This window comes from Micromonospora sp. NPDC007230, from assembly GCF_042869115.1.
In the GTDB taxonomy this organism is placed as follows: Bacteria; Actinomycetota; Actinomycetes; order Mycobacteriales; family Micromonosporaceae; genus Micromonospora.
Genome location: NZ_JBIAFE010000025.1, coordinates 111,816 through 132,186, shown reverse-complemented (window position 1 = coordinate 132,186; position 20,371 = coordinate 111,816). Strand labels below are relative to the sequence as shown.

Sequence of the window (20,371 nt, the reverse complement as noted above, 5' to 3'; positions counted from 1 at the left end):
CCACCACCATGCCCTCAACTCAAACGCATCGAACAACAGCGATCATGGGCGCGGGGCCACAACCGGCGACCTCAGCCGTGAATGATCGAGGCTAGAGGGAGTTGTCACGCCTCAGGCGGGCCGTCCACCCCCTGAGAGACGGGCCAGGACGGGCGAACTAGGCGGCGGCTACCTCGGGCCAGGGTGCGGCCTCCTCGACGCTCTGAGGGTTGCTCTCTGGTGCTGGGGCGTCAATCGAGGGGTTGCGCTGGAGGGGCAGAATTGCCCCGTGCGTTTGAGGCGGCCTTGGAACCTTGACCTGTGGATAGTGCTCGCCGTCGTCGGCAGCGTCGTGGCTCTGCTCGCTGCGCTCTTCCTCACGTCGGACGGTCTCGGCCAGTGGAGTGCAGGCGTCCTGGTCAACATCGGCGCTTCCGTGCTGCTCGTAGTGCCGGTGTATCTGCTCAACCAGCGCCTTGACCGGCGTATCGAACGGGTGCGAGTAGAGACGACGAGCAGCGTTCAGGAGTTGACGGAGCGCGTTGAGACCTTCGAACAGGAGGTCGAGCGCCGCATCGATGACGTAGCTGCGTCCGTCTCCTCGCGACTTCAGGAGGAGAGCCGCCAAGACGTTGCAGCCTTTGACGCCTTGGTTGAGACGCCGACGAGGGAGAGCTTCCACGAGGCTATGCGGCGCGCCAACGAACTCGGGCTCATATCGCCAAGGCGCGGGCCCCGAGTTTGCGTTTCCGAGGAATGGCGAATTTTCGTTCAGGTCGACTACGACCCCGACCCCGACATCGGGCGCGATTTCGAGCACATCATGTTCACGGTTGAGGACTTCGACGGAGCGCCGATCGAATTGATATTGTGGTCGGCGGACTTGGATGCAGCAGAAGTCCTGTTCCGAGTCGGTCGCGCGGTGCAGGCAGCGACAGCAGCGGCAAAGCTAGACGTTAAAGGCTTCCTGGGCGGTCTTCGGGACCTGCTCACGGTGGCGAATTCGCACCCCAGCCGTAGACCGATCTTGCAGTTGTGCCCACCGCAGTGGGCCATTACTCCCGAAAGGCTTGTCTCCTATGGTGACCATAGGGCCTACGGCGTGCGAATCTACAACCTCGAAAATGACAACTACTTGGCGACCATGATCGGCGAGAAGCCTTGGGTTGATAGGGACTCCTTCGACGAGGCCCGAATGGCTGGTTCGGCACTTCGTCGGCGACTCCAGGTGCCTGAGTTCTGATCCCCGGCCGTGACCTCTATGCCCGTACAGACAGCGAGGCGCTATGCCGCTCCGGTGAGGGAGGGGGTCGAGGGGGAGTCACCCCCCCAGGGTCACGCTGGGTTGTCGTCGCTGGTCGCGGCGGACTCGCGGCGCAACATCTTCAGGAGGTCGCGGGCCCAGCGGCGCGGTCGCGCCAGTCCGCCGAGGCGGTTGAGTGGGCGGGCCGGGTAGGCAGGTGGGCGTAGCAGGCGGCGACCTCGTGGCCGTCGACCAGGACCACGCCCGAGGACGCGGACCGGCAGGGGCGGCGGGGACCGCCGACCTGGCATCGGAAGCCAGCCTCATGGCGGACACGGCGGGCGAGGGACAGTCGGCGGCGGGTGCGCCGGGTCGGCGTGGGGGCGGCGGGGCTGGACACGGGAGGGCCTATCGCGAGGAGGGGGGCGGGTACGGCGAAGGCCCCCGGGGTCGGTTCCCGAGGGCCCTCGCGTCGATTCGGTCAGCGGTCGCGTTCGTGGTGGAGCGGGTAACCGCCCGCGTGCCGGTCGCGGAAGGCTTGCTTGCGGGCCGGGCTGGCACCGTCGAACATCGCCCGCCACATGTCGCGGTAGACCCCCTCGTCGCCGGGCATGTACAGCGTGTCCGGGGCCGGGATCACCCCGGGGTCGCACATGCGCAGCGTCCCGAGCGCTTCGTGTACCCGGTTCAGGAGGTCCGCCGGGCTACGGTGGTCCGCCTCGGCCTGCCGGTAAAGGCGGGTCTTCGACGCATCCAACAGGTCGGACATGATCCGGTGCCGCTGGTGCTCGCTGACGTTCACACCGGCCCGCTTCAGGTCGGCGGCCAGGGCCAGGGAACGCCAGAATGCGGCCTGGTTGAGGACGGCCTCGGCGCGCTGGGCGGATTCGTAGGCCCGCTGGGCGTCGGCGGTCGCCTCGTCCAGGGCCGGGCCGTGGCGCTCGACCGCCTCGGCGGCCCAGCCGGGCGCGTAGTCCATGGTCAGCCGGTCGGCCTTCCGGGCGGCGGCGTCGGCTTCGCGGCGGCGGACGTCGACCACGGTCGACAGGACTCGGACCTCGGTCTCTTCGTCCGCCTCGCTGATCGCCGAGGGGATCGCCGGTCGCTTGGCACCTCGGGCGGCGGCCTGTCCGGCGGCCCGAATGGTGGCCTCACGCTGGGCCCGGGACTGGCGGGCCTTGTCGCGGTACTCCTCGACCGCGTCCACGGCGTCATCCCACGCCGTCCGCTTGGCGTCGTACTCGGCCAGGGCCTCGGCCAGGTCAGCGGGAACGTCGGCCCAAGACGGCGGGGCGAACGGCTCGGCAGGCTCGCGGAACGCGCCGGGCGTGTGCCAGGCCCCGGCCTGCGGGCGCGGCGGCATCGCGACCTGCGCGGCGACCTCGGCCGGGTCGAAGGCGGGGCCGTCGTGGAAGGCGGCACCCGCGCCGGGGGTCAACCCCGCCAAAGTGGGCTGCGGGCGGGCGGCGAGCGGGTCGGGGGCGGTCGTCGGTTCGGGGGCGGCCATCGGCTCTCTCCTGTGTGTTCTGACCCCCGAGAGACGGTCTCTCGGCGGCGTAGGGCGGTCGGGGGTAGGGCTAGGGCCGGGACGTGCGGGGGCTCTCGCGGCTTGCCTCGCCGGGGATCGCGACCAGACGGAAGACCCACTCGCGACGGCGAAGGTCGGGGGTCGGCTTGTAGCGGCGAACCGCGATCCCCAGCGCGCCGAGGTCGGCCCGGGCCCAGCGGACGTAGGTCGCGGCGGCGGCGGGACTCTCGGCGGCCGGGCTGTTGGGAATCTCCCGGCGGAACAGGCCGAAGAGGTGGCCCGTGTTGGCCCGGAACTCAGCGCGTCGGCGTAGGACCTCCTCGGCGATCAGGCGGGCAACGTCGGGGGCGGGCGGCGTGTAGGTCACGAGCGGGGCTTCCGGGTCGGATGGCGGCGGGGGGCAGGTAACGCGGGGAACGCCGTCGGCGTCGCGGGTCACGTTCCGCGTCGGCCGGCGGCACTCTCCGCAGCGATAGCGGCGGGCCCGGAGGGTGGTCCAGGCGGTCGCGTAGTCGATCGGGTCGGGGTCGGCGGTGGCGGTCATGGTCGGGGCTTTCTCGGCGGGGCGGTCGGCGGTGGGGCGGTCGACCCGGCGGCCGGGCCCGACGCGCGAGAGGGGACGCGAGGGGCCCGGGCCACCGGGGAGCGCACGCCCGTGTGACTCCGGGCGCGGCTGACCGCGTCAGCCGGACACCGCCCCAGGGCGGCCGACGCGGGGTAGACGACCGCCCCCGGGACCTCGCCGGAGCCAGGGGGCGGCGTGGTTCCCGAGGGCGGTCAGGTTCAGTGGTTAGGCGGCGGCCTTCCGAATCCGCCAGGCATTCAGGCTGACGACGGACCCGCCGGACGGACCGCCCGACGACGCCCGAGGGGCGACCGCGGCCGACTTGCGGGCGTGCTGGCGGGCGCCAGAAATCGCCTCGATCTGCGGGCGCAGCTCGGCTAGTAGCAGCTCGGCGGCGCGCTGAATGACGGCTTCGGCGAACCTGTCGGCCTGGTCCTGACTCAAGCGGCGTTCCGTCCCTCCCGGTCGTGCATGTCCTCGGCGCGGTCTAGTAGCTCGGCGGCGACCGCCGGGGCCAGGTAGTACCGGACGTTCCCGGTCCCGGCGCGGCGATCCCCGAGGACGGCGTCAGCGACCCCGTAGAACGTGCGCGGACCCGGCACGGCCGGGACAGCGGGGTAGCCCTCCTCGGCGTTGAACTCGGCCCAGTCGTCGCGGTCCTCTTCGTACTCGGCGACCCATGCGCCGATTCCCTCGGCGGCCTCGACATACAGGGCGAGGGCGGCGACGCGCGTGCCCGGAGTGACCTCCTCGCGCCAGAGTGACAACCACACGCGCGACGATTCGACCTCGGCGGCCTGGCGGCGCTCTCGGGACACGCGCTGACGTTCCGTCGGCGTCAGCGGCGAGGGGCGCTCCCGGTCCCGGCGCTCGGCCCTCGGTCGCCAGCGGGGCGCGGCGACGCGGACGGCGCGGACGGTCTCGCGAAGGTACGCGGTTACGTCGGCCTGGTCGCCGTCCAGGAGGTACACGCGGAGGTCTGTATACGGGCGGCCAGCGTCCGGGCGGTCCGGAAGGACGTCCAGTGCGGCCCGGACCTCCTCGGCCAGGACGTGGAAGTCCTCGGGGCCCGGGTCTCGGGCGTCGCCATCGCGGCGGCGCAGGATTCCACCCCCGGACGCGAATAGATCGCATCCGTCGGCGAGCACAGGCCCGGCGAACACACGGGCGAGGACGCGGGGCGACGGGATCTCGACCCAGTAACCGGCGGCCAACTTGATTCGGCGGGGCGCGTCGGCGCGGGACGGGGCTCGGCCCCCATCGCGGAGGGCCGCCAGGGCGTCGGCGGGGGTTTGTCTTCTCGGGCCATCGGCGTTTGCCACGGCTGTTCCTTTCGTCGTGCGCCAGTGCGGCGGGTGCCGACCCGGCGGGCATGGTTCGGGGTGTCGTAGTGCCTATGCGCCAGCAGGGGTCGAGGTGTTCACGGATGCGGTCACAGGCTTAGTGGGCCAGCGGGGCGCAGGTGTTCACGCTGGACAAGCGCGGCGAGGAAACCGGCGACGGGCTGGGCGCGGACGAGGGCGGCGGCCCCGGGGGAGTTACGGAAGGCGTCACGAGTGACGTTCGGACGTCACTCTCTATTACTTCTTCAAGGCGGCGGCGTCGTCGTCTTAAAGAACTATGGGAAGAGACCCCGGAACGTCACTCGTGACAGCTTCCGTAACTCGGCCACCTCCTCGGTGCTCCGGGCGACGCCCGCCCACCTCCTCGGCGTCGTCCAGGTTTTCGCCCGGTGGCCCCGTTCGTCTGGCGAGCGGGTCACCCGTGCTCGAAGGGGTGGGCCCGAGGGCCCCCGTCGGCGCGGACCGTGGCGACGTAGCCGAAACCCGGCCCCTACTGCTGCGGGGGAAGGCGGATCTCGTCGGCGAGTCGGGGCTCGTCGGCGGCGAATTCGGACTAGGAAGCCATGCGGACATTCTATCGAACACGTGTACGAAGATGTAGTCCGACACACAGGTCACCCGTACGAGTCGCTATCGTGAACCCCGACGCACGCACCACGTAGGACTCTCGTAAGTCGCCTACAGATTGGGTCCCGGTCGTCCCTCCCCGTCGACGGGGGGCGAAAGGGTCCATCTAGGCGAGAGAGGTGATCGTGGCAGCACGTCGAAGAAGGCCCTCGGGCCGACGCACCACCCCGCGAGCTGGCACCGCAAGGTGGCAGCAGGCCGGCGAGGTCTTGGCCCTGGCGCTGAAGATCCTCGCCTACGCCGCGACCATCGCGGGCGCGCTCGCATCCGGAAACGGGTGCGGGGCCACCTAACCAGCCAGGTTAGGTGACCCCTCAACACGCGGGATCGGCCTCCGCCTCGGGGCTCCTACACACTCGGGCGGGGGTCTTTCCGTGTTTCGAACTGCCCGCTCGGGTCGAGAATGTATCGACTTGTAGCGCACACTTCGGTACACAGTTTTACACGGCGTCTCAGGACGAGACAGGGGCTCCCCCCGTTGGGGGGCGATTTCCTGCCTCTAGCCCACGCCGCCAGGACCTCGCGGGCGAACATGTCGGCGGTCCCTCGCTTCCCGGCCGGTCGGGACGGCCCACACGGCGCTGAAGGCGTTCCTTCGCTGCGTGCCGTAGGTCCACGGGATGCCGCCCGCCCTCGGCGGCCGTGCACAGCGTCGGGAGGTGCCCGGCCCGGCCCGGCCCGCAGAGTCTGCGCGGGCTGCTGCGGTAACCGCCAAGGACCGTCGGAGCCCTCCCTACCTTCCGTTGCGCTGTCTCAAGTACTCATCCCACACGGCGTATCCCGGATCGGTGGGCGACAGATAAACGACGCCGTCCCCGAGTGTCCCGTCCGGGGCCTCAGCCCGCGCAGGGGCGCAGATCCGGCCATCCGGTAGGCGGTGCGGGATACAACAGCGGCCGTCGTCCAGGCGCTCGGGTTCCATGTCGGGACCTCCTCGGGTGGTTGCTGGACGGGGCGTGTGAATGGGTGCGGGGCCGGCGGCCGTGGCTACCGGCCCCGCTGGCGACGCTAAGCCGTCGCGGCGACAGTTGCCGCCGGGCGCGGCCAGTGGCGCTGGGCGGTCCTGACGCTGACGCCGAGCGCCGTCGCGACACTGGCGGGCGTTGCGCCAGCCTGCCGGACTGCGGACCGGATCGCGTCGGCGGACGACTGACGCGACGGCGGGCGGCGGGGCGTCGCCTTCGGCCGAGGCGTCGCGACAGGACGGGGTGTCACGTCGGCGGCCGCCCGTCGTCCGCCCGGCCGGTGTCGGCGACAGTCGACCCGACCAGCGACGGGGCGGGGGCGGGCGGCGGCGCGACCGCCTGGGCGTCCGCGCCCGTGTCGGCGACGGCGGCGGGTGACACGTCGGCGGCCGGGGCGACGGTCGCCGGGGCCCGCCCGGCGCGCGCCAGCACTTCGACCGTCAGGAGGAGTGCGACGGCGGGCCACGCCGACACGACACACGACGCCGCGTCATGCTCGGCCGCCATGACGTTAGCTGCCAGCGAGGCGACGCGGCGGGCGGTCACGCGGCACCCGAGAGCACGTCGGCCAGGGCCACGACCGGCACGCCGAACGCCTCGGCCATGACCGGCTCGAAGAGCTTCGAGCAGTCGCCGACGGTCACCACGGCGTCAGCAGCGGCGACGGCGTCCAGGTCGTCGGCGACAGCGTCCAGGTCTTCCGACGGCGTAGCGGTCGCCACAAGGAAGCCGGCGGCGAGCAGGGCGGCGGTCGCGGCGGCCAGCGCGGCGGCGCTGAGGGCAGGGGCGGCGAGGTACAGGCGGGTAGGGTTGTGGGTCATGGCGGAAGCTCCGTTTCCGTCTAGGGCCCTGGTCAGCGGCGGAATCGCTAGGCCGGGGCCTGTCCTATTGGGTTGCATGAGTCAGTGCGCGGCGGGGAGTAGCGATCGCGCCGATTCGAGGTAGCGCCGGGCCGTCCGGGACTTCCGGCCGATTGCCTCGGCTACCTCCTCGACAGTGATCGCGGGGTTGTCGGCGAGCAGGGCGTAGACCTTCTCGGTCGTCTTGTCTGGTAGGTCGGCCGGGTGCGACGTGGTCCCGTCGGCCCACACGATCAGAAGCCGCTCGGACGCCTTGAAGCGGACTCCCCGCGCACCGGCGCGGGTAGGGCGGACCTCGGCGACGGCGAGCCCGAGAAGCGCCCGGCGCTCGGCTGCTGGGAGATCGAAGAAGGTCGGGACGCTTTGGGCGAGGTCCAGCAGGGGCGAGATATCAGCCTCGGGAACGGGGATGCGGGCGAGGGCGTCTTCGGCGGCCTTGACCTTCGCCCGCAGCTCGGGCATGACCTCGGCGGCGTCCTCTTCGGTGAACGTACCGGCGGCGACCAGCCGACGCACTCGGGCAAGGTCGGCGCGGGCCTCGTCTAGGGCATCCTGAGCCGCGTCTCGGGCCTCGATGTCGTCGTGAGCGACCCGGGCGGTCCAAGCGTCCGCCACGGCCTCTAGAAGCGGGTCGCCCGGCTCCAGCGTGGCGAGCCTCCAGAGAAAGGCCAGCGAGACCGCCTCGTCGGTTTCCGCCATCGGAACGGTGAAGCCGTCGCAGGTTCGGCCGTTCCCGTAGCTGCCGCAGCGGTAGACCTTCCGGTCGGCGGCCCCGCTCTGCGCCGAGCGGCCATCGCAGTACGGGCAGCGAAGAACATCGGCGAGGATCGTCGCTGAGCGGCGGTCGCCTCGGCTGACGAAGCGCCCGTGCTGGATCATGGTCGCCGACCTGTCGCCGATGGCGCGCAGGATGCGCGCTCGCTCGCCCGGCGTGATCACGCCCTCGCCCACGCTGACCGTCTGGCCGCGCTCGTCGCGGTACAGCTCGGCCGTGTGCCGCCAGCGGCCGGAAGCCGTTCGCTCCCGGATGGACTGGAGACCCGCCCAGCCGGGCGAGCGGACGAGAGCCGCGACCGTGCCCACGCCCCAGGACTTGCCGCGCGGCGAGGGGATGCCGTCTTCGTTCAGGCCCTTCACGGTCGCCCAGATCGTCGACCCGGTCAGAAGCTCATCGGCGATCCGGCGAGCGGTCGGGTAGGTCTCGGGGTCGTGGGCGAGCTGGCCGTCTTCGATCCGTAGGCCAAACGGCGGGGGGCCGCCGAGCCAGCGGCCCTCGGCACGGCGGAACTTCTTCGTACGGCTGACCCGGCGCGACAGGTTCTCGACCTCTTCACGCGCGATCTCGGCGCGAATGATCAGCTCTAGGCGGCGGCGGGGGTCGCTGGTGTCGGTGCCGTCCGCCCCGACGATCCGCCGCGAGCCGTTGGCGTGCTCGTCCAGAAGCCGGCCGATCTCGACCGCGCCACGACGGTCAGCGCGGTCAAGTGACCAGGCGAGGAGTGTCCGGAAGCGGTCGCCGACCCGCAGCGATTCGAGCGCCTTTTTCCACTCGGGACGGGCCTTCATAGAGAAGCGGGACGCGCCGGTCCCTTCCCGCTCAACGAAGACGTAGAGAACGACGAGACCGAGGCGGGCGGCCAGCTCGCGAAGCTCGGCTTCCTGCTCGGCGAGTGAACGGCCGTTGCGGGCGTCGCCTTCGGCGTTGCGGTGAGAGCGGCGCAGGTAGAGGGCGCAGCATCGGGACGGGTCGGGGACCTCGGCGGGTTGCATGCCGAGGACGCTAGCAACGAGTTAGTTAGACCGTAAGAGGCGTCCAGAAATCGAGCAAAACGATCTTTCCACGCAGGTCGGCCAGGGTGACGGCCTTCCCGCCGGTGTTCAGCCAGCCCCGGCCGCGCAGCTCAGGTGCCCATACTCGTGCGCTCATGCCTTCAGTCTGCCGGATCGCGGGCCCCGATTCGGCCGGCACCCCCGGCGGGGTGGATCACATCCGGGAGGGACGACGGCGGGGCCACGGACCACCGTGCCCCGCCGTCGGAGAGCTGCTACTGGCTGGCACTCGGCGTGGACGACGGCGTCGGCGCGACGGCCGGCTTGAGGCAGAGCACCCGGTTTCCCTCGACGCCCTGGAGCTCCACGCTTGGCTGCGTCGGGTCGGCGCACTTGTCCTTGCTCTCGACCTTCGAGACGACCTTGAACGCGCCCGGCTCGGCGCAGTCGGCGTCCGCCGCGCCCGTGCCGGACTGCTTGATGCAGGCGCCCACGGCCGGGTTGAACGGAGCCGGTTTGTTGTCCCCGCCGATCTTGCCGAGCAGGGTGAGCAGGCCGAGCGGGACGGCGAGGATCAGCACCGCCGCGATCAGCACGGCCGCCAGCACCCGGCCGTTGCGGACCTTCGGCGTGGGCGCCTCGGTCTTCGGCTCGGCCTCCGGCTTGAACGCGTCGAAGCGGCCCTGCTCCGGCCCGTTGGCCGGGCCCTGCTGCCAGGACGGCGGCGCCTGCTGGGGCGGCGGCGGGAACGGGGGCGGGAACCCGCCCGGGCCCGGTTCGCCCATCGGTCCCGGCCCGGGTGCGGCAACCGCCGCGCGACCGCCCCCCGGCGCACCGTACGGGTCACCCGGTCCGCCGGGCCCGCCGTACGGGTCGTGCGGGCCGCCGGGAGCCCCGTACGGGTCGTGCGGACCGCCGGGCCCGCCGTACGGGTCACTCGGGCCGGTGCCGCCGAACGGGTCGTGCTGGCCGCCGGGAGCACCGTACGGGTCGTGCTGGCCGCCGGGAGCGCCGAACGGGTCGTGCTGGCCGCCGGCGTGCCCGTCGCTCTGCGGGTGCACCCCGTTCACCGGGCGGGTGCTGCCGGACGGGTTGGCGAAGGACGGCACGCCGGGCGGGAACGGCGGCGGGGCAGCGGGCGAGGACGGCGGGGCGGACGGCACCGGGGGCGCTGCGGGGAAGCCGTGCGGACGGTCCGGCTCGTCCGTCCGCGACAGCGGGCCGTGCTCGTCGAAGCGCGGGCCCGGCTCCGGGAAGCCGTCCGCTCCGGGGGCCTCCTCCGGCTCGGGGCGGGTGGGCCGGCCGTACACCCGGGGCTGCGGGGCCGGCACGCCGGCCGCGTGCAGGGCCTGGTCGGCCGGGGGCGTCACCCGGCTGGTCACCGGCACCGAGGCGCTGGCGGAGACGTGACCGCCTGCCTCCGGTGAGGTACGCGGACCCGGCACCACCGGTCCGGCCGGCGACTGGTGCTCGTCGTGCGCCGACTCCGGCGCACCCCAGCCGCCCGACTGCTCCGCCTCGTACGGGTCCCGGTCGGCCGGAGCGAACTGCGCGGGCGGCACGTAGTCGGCGGGCGGCGCCGCGGCCAGCGCGGCGCCCGGCACCCGCTGCTCCTGGGGCGGGAGGGGCACGGCGTTGGCCGGGGAGATGCCCGGACCCGGGGCCGGCTGGTAGATCGGCGGCTCCTCGGGCTGGGCCTCGGCAGATCGGCCCCACGCCTCGCCGGGCGCCCACGGTTCGGCGTCCGGAATGGCCGGCCGCTCGGGCGTCCACGATGCGGGGCCGTCCTGGTTGTCGCCCCAGGCCGGCGAGTCGGGGGACGGGACCGAGGCGCTGGCCCGGGCCGGCGCCTCCGCCGACGGCCAGGCCCCGGACTCGGGCCGGTCGCCGGGCGGCGGCGGGACGGCGGCGGAGGCCCAACCGGGCTGCTGGCCGGCCTCGGCGGCCCGGCCGGCGGCCCAGCCGCCGGACCGGTCCGGGTTGTCGTCGTGCGGGGCGGCCGCTCCGGTGTCCCAGCCGCCCGAGCGGGCCGGGTCGTCCTGGCCGGGCCAGGCGTTCTCGGCCGGCACACCCGGTACAGAGACCTTGGCGGCGGCGCGGGCGGGCGGCTCGGCGGGCGACCAGGCGGGGGTGCCGTGCTCGCCCGGCTGGCCCCAGGCCGGCTGGTCCTCCTGCGGGGCCGCGCCCCAGCCGCCCGAGCGGTTCGCGTCGTCCTGCTGCTGGGCGCCGCTCCCGACGGCCCAGCCCCCGGAGCGGTCGTCCTGCGGGCCGGCCGCGGTGGGCCAGCCGTCCGAGCGCGCCGGGTCGTCGCCCTGCTGGCCAGTGGCCCATGCCTCGTGCGGGGCCGTGGCCGGCGCGGGGACCGAGGCGGCGCCGCGAGCGCCCGCCTCACCGGACTGCGCCCAGGCCGGCTGCTCGCCGGGCGAACCGGCCGGCGGAGCGGCGGCGGCCCAGGCGGGCCCGCCCGGCGCGGCCCCCCAGGCGGGTGGGCCGGGCTCGGCGGAAGCACTCGACGGGCCGGCGGCCCAGGCGGGCGCGCCCTGCTCCTGGGAGGCAGCCTGCGGGGCGGCGGTCCAGCCAGGCGTGCCCTGCTCCTGGGCTCCCCAGCCCGGCTGCGCGGGGCCACCCCACCCCTCGGCGGGCGGCGGCACCTGCGCGGTGGCCCGGCCGGCGGCCTGGCCACCCGGTGGCGCCCAGGCGGCGGGCTGGTCGTCCGGTGCGCCCCAGGCGGGGGCCGACGGGGCGGGCCGCCCGGCCGGCGGCGGCGGTGCCCAGCCGAGGTCGGGAGCGCCGCCGTACCCGTTGCCCTGCTGCGCCGGGCGGTCGCCGTACGGTGCCGGTCCGCCGGCGCCCGACGACGCCTCGCCCGGCTCCTGGCCAGGGCGGTTCGGGGCCTCGGACGTCATGGGTACGCCTCCTCCATCACATGTCGGCCACCGATACCGATCGGGACCGTCGGCCGGTTGCCGGCGTTGCCGGCGGGTAACCGGCCGTGCGGGCTCCCCGCACCGTATCGGGTGGCCGCCGGGAGGCGCCTGGGGGAACCCCGGTCGCCACTTACCGTGACCGGATGTTGTCGATCGGCTTCTGTCAGTGCGATCGGTCCAGCGGCGGGCGGGTGGCGACCGAGCCCCACCGTACCGGGCGGTGCGGCGAGGTGGAATCCCGGTGTCAATCGACGTGAAACGCCGAAGACCCGCCCGGGGTGACCGGGCGGGTCTTCGAACTGGAGGAGGTGAGGAAAGTTGGGGGCGTCAGCTCATGTGACGCTGGGCGATGGCGAGAAGCTCCTCGCGGACCGCCGGGGAGTTGGCGGAGCGCAGCGCCTGCTCGATGGCGCGGGCGCGGCGGTTGGCGTCGCGGCGGGTGCGGATTCGCTCGATCATGCTCATCTGGGTCTCTCCTCCTGGCTATTCGGTTGTCAGCCCCTTGATGTCTTTTATTGAAGCACGTAACGCGGCCAACTTCCATCGATTATTAGGTGAGCTGAGCCACGTGCCGAAGGATCGTAGGCAGCCGCCCTTCCGCCGCCGACGATTTCGTCCGCCCAACGGCAACGGCCGGTGTGCCGGGCGTTCACCCGTGGCACACCGGCCGTTGCCTGGTGTCGTGGACCGTCAGGTCCAGGCGAGCAGCGCCGCCTCCGGATCGGCCAGGAAGTCCCCGATGTCGCGGAGGAACTTCGAGCCCAGCTCGCCGTCGATGATCCGGTGGTCGAAGGAGAGGCCCAGCGTGGTGACCAGGCGCGGCTTGACCTTGCCCTTGTGCACCCACGGCAGCTCCCGTACGGCGCCGAAGGCGAGGATGGCCGACTCGCCCGGGGGCAGGATCGGCGTACCGGTGTCGACGCCGAAGACGCCGACGTTGGTGATGGTCAGCGTGCCGCCGGACATGTCGGCCGGGGAGGTGCGGCCGGCCTTCGCCGTCTGCACCAGCGCGGTCAGGGCGTCCGCCAGCTCGCGCAGCGAGAGCCGGCCGGCGTCCTTGACGTTCGGCACGATCAGGCCGCGCTCGGTGGCCGCCGCGATGCCCAGGTTGACGTAGTCCTTCACCACGATCTCGTCGCCGGCCCAGGTCGAGTTGACCATCGGGTGGCGCTTGACCGCCAGCAGCACCGCCTTGGCGACCAGCAGCAGCGGCGAGACGCGGACGTCCCGCCACTCGCGCCGCTCGCGGAGCCGATCCAGGGCCTTCATCGCCCGGGTCACGTCGACCGTCAGGAACTCGGTGACGTGCGGCGCGGTGAACGCCGACCGGGACATGTTCTCCGCGGTGAGCTTGCGTACCCCCTTGACCGGGATGCGCTGCTCGCGGTCGACGCCGAAGCTCGCGGCCACCGGGGCCGCGACCGTCAGCGGCTCGGCCGCCGCCGGGGCCGACGCGGCCCGCTGGACGTCCTCCCGGGTGATCGAGCCCAGCGGGCCCGAGCCGGCCAGCGCGGCCAGGTCGACGCCGAGGTCCTTGGCGAGCTTGCGGACCGGCGGCTTGGCCAGCACCGGCTCACCGGCCCGGCCGGTGCCGTTCACCACCGGCGCGGGCGACACCGGAGCCGGAACCGGGGCGGCCTGGACCGGGGCCGCGGCGGCCTGGGCCGGGACGGCGCCCTTGCGCGGCCGGCGCTTGGCCGGGGCGTTCCGCGGGCCGTAGCCGACCAGCACGGCGGTCCGCCCGCCCGGTGCCGCGCCGCCGATCAGGCCCGGTTCGACCATGCCCTCCTCGGGCGCGATCTCGACGGCGGCCAGCGAAGCCGCCGACGGGGTGGGCAGGCCGGCGGTCGTGGACTCCTCGATCGGCCCGGCACCCGGGTCGGTGTCGATCGCGATGATCGGGGTGCCGACCTCGACGGTGGCCCCCTCCGGGTGGAAGATCGCCTGCACCTGGCCGGCCCACTTCGCCGGGATCTCGACCGCCGCCTTGGCCGTCTCCACCTCGACGATCGGCTGGTTCAGCTCGATCACGTCGCCCACCTTGACCAGCCAGGCGAGGATCTCGCCCTCGGTCAGGCCCTCGCCCAGGTCGGGGAGGTTGAACTCCTTGATCCGGGACATCGCGCTCACCAGCCGAAGGTGCGGTCGACGGCGTCGAGCACCCGGTCGAGGTCGGGCAGGTACTCCTCCTCCACCCGGGCGGCCGGGTAGGGGGTGTCGAAGCCGGTGACCCGCAGCACCGGGGACTCCAGGGAGTAGAAGCACTCCTCGGTGACCCGGGCCGCGATCTCCGCACCGAGGCCCAGGTTGCCCGGGGCCTCGTGAACGACCACGCACCGCCCGGTGCGCTTCACCGACTCGTACGCGGAGGTCAGGTCCAGCGGGGAGAGCGAGCGCAGGTCGATGACCTCCAACTCCCGGCCGTCCTCGGCGGCGGCGGTGGCCGCGTCGAGGGCGGTGCGGACCATCGGGCCGTACGCCAGCACGGTGGCGTCGGTGCCCGGCCGGGCGACCCGGGCGGCGTGCAGCGGGTACGCCTCGGCCAGCGGGGCGTCCACGTCGACCTGGCCCTTCTCCCAGTAGCGCCGCTTCGGCTCCAGGAACACGATCGGGTCGTCCGAGGCGATCGCCTGCTGGATCATCGAGTAGCCGTCCTGGGGGTTCGCGCAGGTCACCACCTTCAGGCCGGCGGTGTGCGCGAAGTACGCCTCGGGCGACTCCGAGTGGTGCTCGACCGCGCCGATGCCGCCGCCGTACGGGATCCGGATGACCATGGGGATCCGGACCTTGCCCTGCGAGCGGTAGTGCATCTTGGCCACCTGCGACACGATCTGGTCGTACGCCGGGTAGACGAAGCCGTCGAACTGGATCTCGCAGACCGGCCGGAAGCCGCGGATGGCCAGGCCGACCGCGGTGCCGATGATGCCGGACTCGGCGAGCGGGGTGTCGATCACCCGCTGGTCGCCGAAGTCCTTCTGCAGGCCGTCGGTGATCCGGAACACGCCGCCGAGCTTGCCGACATCCTCGCCCATGATCACGACCTTCGGGTCGTGCTCCAGGGCCTTGCGCAGGCCGGCGTTGAGGGCCTTGCCGAGGGTGAGCGTCTCCGTGGCCATCAGTGCGCGCTCCCCTCGAACGACTCCAGGTACTTGGTGAACTGGGCCCGCTGCTCGTCGAGCTCCGGGGACCCGGTGGGGTAGACGTGGTCGAACATGGTCACCGGCTCCGGGTTCGGCATGGCGAGCACCCGCTCGCGCAGGTGCACCGACTCGGCGCGCGCCTGCTCGTCCACCTCGACGAAGAACGACTCGTCGGCGATCCGCTGCTTGGTCAGGAACGCCTTCATCCGGGCGATCGGGTCCTTGGCCCGCCAGGCCTCGACCTCGCTGGCGATCCGGTAGCGGGTCGGGTCGTCGGAGGTGGTGTGCGCCCCCATCCGGTAGGTGTACGCCTCGATCAGGCTCGGGCCCTGGCCGTGCCGGGCGTTGTCCAGCGCGTGCCGGGTCACCGCGTACGACGCGAGCACGTCGTTGCCGTCCACCCGGACGCCGGGGAAGCCGAAGCCGCCCGCCCGCTGGTAGAGCGGGACGCGGGTCTGCCGCTCCAGCGGCTCGGAGATGGCGTACTGGTTGTTCTGGCAGAAGAAGACCAGCGGGGCGTTGAAGACGCTGGCCCAGACGAACGCCTCGTTGACGTCGCCCTGGCTGGTGGCGCCGTCACCGAAGTACGCGATCACCGCCTCGCCGTCGTCGCTGCCGGTCTTGCCGTCCATGGCGACACCCATGGCGTACCCGGTCGCGTGCAGGGTCTGCGCCCCGATGACGATCGTGTACATGTTGAACTTGAACTCGTTCGGGTCCCAGCCGCCCTGGTCGACGCCGCGGAACAGGCCGAGCGGCATGATCGGGTCGATGCCCCGGCAGTAGAGGACGCCGTGCTCCCGGTAGGTGGGGAAGGCCATGTCCTGGGTGCGCAGCGCGCGGCCGGAGCCGACCTGTGCCGCCTCCTGGCCCAGCAGGCTGGCCCACAGGCCCAGCTCGCCCTGGCGCTGCAGCGCCGTGGCCTCCGCGTCGAGCTTGCGGACCAGCACGAGGTCGCGGTAGAGCCCGCGGTACTCCTCGTCGGTGAAGTCGACGCGGTACTCGGTCCCGTCCGGGCCGAGTGCGCTCTCGATCCGCTCGCCCTCGGGCGTGAGCAGCTGTACGAGTTCCGGCTCGCCTGCTACGGCGGCACGCTTGGAACGGGGTGCGGCCCGCCGGCCGCGGCTGGTGACCCCGGGGTCGCCCTTTGCCATCCGTCTCTCCCTGTCTGGTCTGCGCCGGCGCCGGGGGTGTCCCGTGCCGCGCACATCGTGCGCCGCCCGGCTCGAGCCGGGCTGGTTCCTGGCGGCCGCGCCTAGCCCCGGTGAGGGTTGCCGCGCGGCGTGAGCCGGGTCCGTGGGGGAACCCGGCCCGGGAGCGCCGGCGCCGTTCCGCACCGCCGCGAGGTACGCGGAGGTGGCGGCTGCGTTGCCGTCGTGCCTGAATGATTGCAGAGGTCGTGAGCGGGCCCACAGTATGGCCTCCCCCGCCGGTGACGTTCGGTCTGGTTCGCGACGCATGGGTTTTTTGTCGCGCAAGTTCCCATGAGTCGACGGACACCGGGTGTGTCGACACGCGGTGACGGCTGGTGAACTGAGCGTCGCTGGTTCAAGCTGACTGGTGTTCCATGACGAGGCGTTTGACGGCCTTTGTCCGGCTTGGCCGAGCGTGCCGCCGTGTCGACGTACGAGGAGTGTGCGGTGTCCCAGCCAGCAGAGGGTCCCGGTGCCCCGCTCCTCGGCCACCACCGCGCGTCGCCCCGGGCCGCGTACCGCCGCGTGGTCGGGGCGCACCGCGCGCCCGGCCTGAGCTCCCCGAGCCGGGGCTATCTCTTCACCGTCGCGTTGCTCGCCGGCACCGCGTCCATGCCGATCCTGGCCGCGATCAGCGCCGGGTCGGCGACCGTGGGCAACAGCGCCCTGCCGGACAGCAGCACTCCGTTCATCCCGACCCCCTCGGTCGGCCCGGTGGTCATCCAGGGCACCCAGCCCCCGGTCGTCCCCACCCGGACGCCCGTGGCCGACGCCGCCAGTCTGCCGGCCCTCGCCGCCGCCCCGGCCCTGCCCGACGACGCCGACCTGGGCCCGCGCCGGCGGCCCCGGCCGACCGCACCCGCGAAGGTGCCCAGCCGCCCCAGGCCGACCACCCCGCCGCGCCCGTCGCCGGTCCCGTCACCCTCGCCGTCGGCCTCCGATCCGGCCACGCCGGACCCGACGCCGAGCCCCACGGCCGAGCCGACCAGCACCCTCTCCGGGCCGGCGACCGATCCCTCCACCACCCCGAGCGCGCAGCCCAGCGCGACCACGTCACCGGACAACTCGCCGCCGCCGACCAGCGCGCCGCCCGAGGAGACGCCCGGGCCGACCCTCCGCCCCACCGCCGAACCGGGCCCGAGCGCCACCGTGCCGGCTGTGTACCGGAGCAGCCTGATTCACTGAAGGTGTGGCCTCCCGTGCGGAAGGCCACACCTTCTGTGAATCGGCGCGATCGTGGGCGGGGTGCCCGCCGGCCGCCTCAGGCCGGGTCGTCGGTGAGGCGGTGCCGGTTGGCCTCGATCCAGGCGTCCAGGGCGGCCGGATCGTCGGGGTCGACGCCGTCCGCCATGAGCTGGGCGACCGCGGCGGTGGCGGGGCTGCGCCGCTCCCCGGTGGTGTAGAGCCGGGCGAACTCCGGGACCATCTCCTCGATCGCCTCGTCCGTCCGCCGGACCGCCGCCGCCGGCAGGCCCCGCTGGCGGGCCGCGTACGCCGCCCAGCCGCGCAGCACCCGAGGCAGCATCGCCGCGTCGTCCATGTCCAGCACGGCCCGGCGGTGCACCCAGTCCAGCAGGAACAGCTCGGCCACCGTCGGGCTCCAACGCATCGGGTCGGCGTCCGGGAAGCTGGCCGCATGGTCGAGCAGCAGGCCCAGGCAGAAGTGCAGCGAGGCCAGCTCCGCGTCGGCCACCGTGTCCAGGCCGAACCGGGCGGCCTCCGGCGCGGCGAGGAAGGCCCGCACCAGCCGGGTCCGTTCCGCGTCGGTGGGCGGCGGGACGTCCCCGAGGCCGGCCCGGGCCGGGCCCGGCAGGACGGCCAACCGCGCGCCGACCAGCGCCCGGTCGGTGGCCAGGGAACCCTGGGCGGGCAGCTCCCCGAGGTCGTCGGTGACCGCGAGGTGCCGGCGCACCTCCGCGTGCATCCGGGCCGGGTCCTCGGTACGGAACCAGGTCAGCTCGTCCTCGGTGCAGATCTGGCGGGCCTGCTCGACGATCCGCCCGGCGGGACCGCCGACGAAGACGTCCTTGGTGATGCCGATGTTGTGGTCGACCAGAGCCACCAGGGCGTGCTCCGGGCCGCCCTCGGCGTCGTCGTAGGCGAACGTGGCCAGGTAGGAGGTCTGGTCGCCGTACACGTCCCCGTACGCCCAGGCGCCGGTGAGGTGCACCCGCCCGAGCTGTCCGGCCCAGTCCGGGGCGTACGCGCCGGGGCGTACCCGGGTGGCGCCCTCGGCATCCGGTACCAGTGCGGCGAAGACTGCGCGGATCGTGGTGGCGGCGGCGCTGCGGCGGCGGGACGTGGCGGCCAGGAAGCCGGCCACGAACTCGCGGACGGCGGTCTCCCGGTCGGACTCCGCCACGGCGTAGACGCTGCCCAGCAGCGCGGCGCCGAGCATCTCGGCGTCGAGGGCGGAGTCGAGCCTCGTCACGTCGCGAGCGGCGTGCAGCACCGCCTCGTAGGGGGTCTGTGGCGTGGCCATGCACCGACCCTACGCCGGTCGGCCGGTCCGGACACGGTCCAGCGCGCCCGGGCTCAGCGCCGGGTGGCGTCCTGCAGCGCCTCCCGGGCCTCCGCATAGCGGGCCAGCACCGCCCAGACCGGGTCCAGCACGTACTTCTCGCCGACCCGGCCCACCGAGGTCAGCAGCCGCCCCTCGGCCCGCTGCCGGGCGCGCCCGGCAGCCCACCGGATCACCGGCCGGGTCAGCGCCGCCAGCAGCAGCCCGGCGAGCAGGCCGCCGAGAAGCAGCACGGTCGGCCAGGGCACCTCGCCGAGCCGCGGCTGCTCCAGCGCCGGCAGACCCAGCGCGCGCAGTGCGTAACCCAGCACCAGCCAGCCCAGCCCGGCCAGCGCGGCGAGGGTGACCAGCCACTGGAGGCCGCCCACCACCCGCCACCAGGTGGGTCGTCGGGTCATCCCCAGGTCGGTGGCGGCGACCGCGTGGTCCAGCGCGTCCGGCAGGTCGGCCAGCCGGGACCGGGCTGCGGCGGCCGCCGCGGCCGGCCAGGGCGCCGGCAGGTCCGCGGCGGAACGGTCGGCCACCGCGCGGACGGCCAGGTTGAGCGCCGAACGCTGCGCGGCGGTGGCATCGGGTACGGAGGTCGCCGCGACCAGGCTCTCCGCCGGCGCGGCAGCGTCCCCGCCGGGCAGGTGCAGCCGGCGCAGCGGGTCCGGCCGGAGCCTCCGCCAGCCGCGGACCAGCGGCCAGCCGGTCGTCCCGCCGGCCCGGTGCCGGTACGCCGCCTCGACCGCCTCGGCCACCGTCGGCACCCCGGCGGCCCCGGCCAGCGCCGCGGTGAGCTCCTTCGTCGAGCGGTCGTCCGGGCCACTGCGTGGCGGCTCCGGCCCCACCAGTTCCGCCAGCCCGGCCACCACCGCGTCCACGTCGCCGGTCAGCCGGCGTAGGGCGGCCTGCCGTTCGGCGACCGTCTTCTCCAGCTCGGCGCGGAGCCCGTCCAGGCTGGCCGGGTCCACCGCCACGGTGGGCAGCAGCGGCACCCCGGTCAGCCTGTCGGCGTCGAGCAGCCGGCGCAGGTCACCGAGGACCCGGGGCAGCTCGGCCGGGGGCAGCCGGTCGGCCTGGTTGAGCACCACCACCGTCACGTCCTTGTGCCGGTGGAACTCGCGCAGGTAGCTGGTGTGGATCACGCGGTCCGCGTACTTCTGCGGGTCGACCACCCAGACGACCAGGTCGACCAGGCCGAGCAGCCGGTCCACCTCCAGCCGGTGGGCGCGCTGCACCGAGTCGAAGTCGGGCAGGTCCAGCAGGACCAGGCCGTGCAGGGCCGACTCGTCGTCGCCGTCGAGGGCGCTCTCCCGGACGAACCGGTGCCGGGGCAGCACCCCGATCCAGTCGAGCAGCCGGGCCGCGCCGTCCAGCGGCCCCCAGACGCAGGCGTGCGCGACCCCGGTGGTCGGCCGGCGTACGCCGACCGGCGAGAGGTCCAGCCGGGCGAGGGCGTTGAACAGGCTCGACTTGCCGCTGCCGGTCGACCCGGCCAGGGCGACCACGGTGTGGTGCCCGGACAGCGCGAGCCGGGTGCCGGCCCGTTCGACCACGGTGTGCGCGGTGACCAGTTGGGAGTCGGGCACCTGGCCGCCCACCGCCTCGAGGAAGCGCTGGACCGCCTGCAGGCGCGTGACCAGGACGTCCGGGTCGACCCGCTGGTCGCCGCGGAACGCCTCGCGCATCCGACCGACGATGTTGCTCACCTCGGCCCACCTTCGT

Annotated in this window: 17 protein-coding genes and 1 pseudogene; 2 read left to right on the top strand and 16 right to left on the bottom strand. The window is 73.6% G+C overall.

Annotated elements, in window-relative coordinates; all coding sequences use genetic code 11:
- The first annotated feature begins 307 nt into the window (after positions 1 to 307).
- A complete protein-coding gene (locus tag ACFYML_RS29090; protein ID WP_387423651.1) occupies positions 308 to 1,222 on the top strand; it encodes a hypothetical protein in 915 nt (304 codons plus the stop codon).
- Positions 1,223 to 1,703: 481 nt separating this feature from the next.
- On the opposite strand, the gene ACFYML_RS29085 is transcribed toward ACFYML_RS29090, so the two are convergent.
- From ACFYML_RS29085 to pdhA, 14 genes and pseudogenes are all read right to left on the bottom strand, one after another.
- Positions 1,704 to 2,729 (bottom strand): hypothetical protein, encoded by a 1,026-nt coding sequence (locus tag ACFYML_RS29085; RefSeq protein ID WP_387423650.1) that lies wholly within the window; start codon positions 2,727 to 2,729, stop codon positions 1,704 to 1,706.
- 70 nt (positions 2,730 to 2,799) lie between these two features.
- A complete protein-coding gene (locus ACFYML_RS29080; RefSeq protein WP_387423649.1) occupies positions 2,800 to 3,294 on the bottom strand; it encodes a hypothetical protein in 495 nt (164 codons plus the stop codon).
- A 246-nt stretch (positions 3,295 to 3,540) separates the two neighbouring features.
- Positions 3,541 to 3,759, bottom strand: a complete 219-nt coding sequence (locus tag ACFYML_RS29075) for a hypothetical protein (protein WP_387423648.1) — start codon at positions 3,757 to 3,759, stop codon at positions 3,541 to 3,543.
- Entirely contained in the window at positions 3,756 to 4,637 is an 882-nt protein-coding gene (locus tag ACFYML_RS29070; protein ID WP_387423647.1) for a hypothetical protein, read from the bottom strand. Before ACFYML_RS29070 ends, ACFYML_RS29075 begins: the two co-directional genes overlap by 4 nt.
- 451 nt (positions 4,638 to 5,088) lie before the next feature.
- Positions 5,089 to 5,172 (bottom strand): annotated as a pseudogene (locus tag ACFYML_RS29065) (pyridoxamine 5'-phosphate oxidase); the annotation flags it as partial.
- Between the two features lie 1,324 nt (positions 5,173 to 6,496).
- On the bottom strand, positions 6,497 to 6,796 hold the full coding sequence (locus ACFYML_RS29060; protein ID WP_387423646.1) for a hypothetical protein: 300 nt from the start codon (positions 6,794 to 6,796) through the stop codon (positions 6,497 to 6,499).
- Entirely contained in the window at positions 6,793 to 7,071 is a 279-nt protein-coding gene (locus ACFYML_RS29055) for a hypothetical protein (RefSeq protein WP_387423645.1), read from the bottom strand. The genes ACFYML_RS29060 and ACFYML_RS29055 overlap by 4 nt, the downstream gene beginning before the upstream one ends.
- Before the next feature lie 81 nt (positions 7,072 to 7,152).
- Entirely contained in the window at positions 7,153 to 8,880 is a 1,728-nt protein-coding gene (locus ACFYML_RS29050; protein WP_387423644.1) for a recombinase family protein, read from the bottom strand.
- Between the two features lie 25 nt (positions 8,881 to 8,905).
- The gene (locus tag ACFYML_RS29045; protein WP_387423660.1) at positions 8,906 to 9,037 is read right to left on the bottom strand and encodes a hypothetical protein; all 132 of its coding nucleotides are present in this window, start codon (positions 9,035 to 9,037) and stop codon (positions 8,906 to 8,908) included.
- Positions 9,038 to 9,155: 118 nt separating this feature from the next.
- Positions 9,156 to 11,786: a hypothetical protein gene (locus ACFYML_RS29040; RefSeq protein ID WP_387423643.1), complete on the bottom strand. Its 2,631-nt coding sequence runs from the start codon at positions 11,784 to 11,786 to the stop codon at positions 9,156 to 9,158.
- Between the two features lie 348 nt (positions 11,787 to 12,134).
- The gene (locus ACFYML_RS29035; RefSeq protein ID WP_187413317.1) at positions 12,135 to 12,272 is read right to left on the bottom strand and encodes a hypothetical protein; all 138 of its coding nucleotides are present in this window, start codon (positions 12,270 to 12,272) and stop codon (positions 12,135 to 12,137) included.
- A 225-nt stretch (positions 12,273 to 12,497) separates the two neighbouring features.
- Positions 12,498 to 13,928, bottom strand: a complete 1,431-nt coding sequence (locus tag ACFYML_RS29030) for a dihydrolipoamide acetyltransferase family protein (RefSeq protein ID WP_387423659.1) — start codon at positions 13,926 to 13,928, stop codon at positions 12,498 to 12,500.
- A 5-nt stretch (positions 13,929 to 13,933) separates the two neighbouring features.
- Positions 13,934 to 14,923 (bottom strand): alpha-ketoacid dehydrogenase subunit beta, encoded by a 990-nt coding sequence (locus ACFYML_RS29025; RefSeq protein ID WP_387423642.1) that lies wholly within the window; start codon positions 14,921 to 14,923, stop codon positions 13,934 to 13,936.
- A complete protein-coding gene (gene pdhA / locus ACFYML_RS29020; RefSeq protein WP_387423641.1) occupies positions 14,923 to 16,101 on the bottom strand; it encodes a pyruvate dehydrogenase (acetyl-transferring) E1 component subunit alpha in 1,179 nt (392 codons plus the stop codon). The genes ACFYML_RS29025 and pdhA overlap by 1 nt, the downstream gene beginning before the upstream one ends.
- 486 nt (positions 16,102 to 16,587) lie before the next feature.
- On the opposite strand from pdhA, the gene ACFYML_RS29015 reads away from it, so the two are divergent.
- Positions 16,588 to 17,325, top strand: a complete 738-nt coding sequence (locus ACFYML_RS29015; RefSeq protein WP_387423639.1) for a hypothetical protein — start codon at positions 16,588 to 16,590, stop codon at positions 17,323 to 17,325.
- 76 nt (positions 17,326 to 17,401) lie between these two features.
- Here the strand turns inward: ACFYML_RS29015 and ACFYML_RS29010 are convergent, their stop codons facing one another.
- Entirely contained in the window at positions 17,402 to 18,622 is a 1,221-nt protein-coding gene (locus ACFYML_RS29010; protein WP_387423638.1) for a hypothetical protein, read from the bottom strand.
- A 53-nt stretch (positions 18,623 to 18,675) separates the two neighbouring features.
- Positions 18,676 to 20,334 carry a GTPase gene (locus ACFYML_RS29005; RefSeq protein ID WP_387423658.1) on the bottom strand — a complete coding sequence of 553 codons (1,659 nt, stop codon included), beginning with the start codon at positions 20,332 to 20,334 and terminating at the stop codon, positions 18,676 to 18,678.
- Positions 20,335 to 20,371 lie beyond the last annotated feature (37 nt).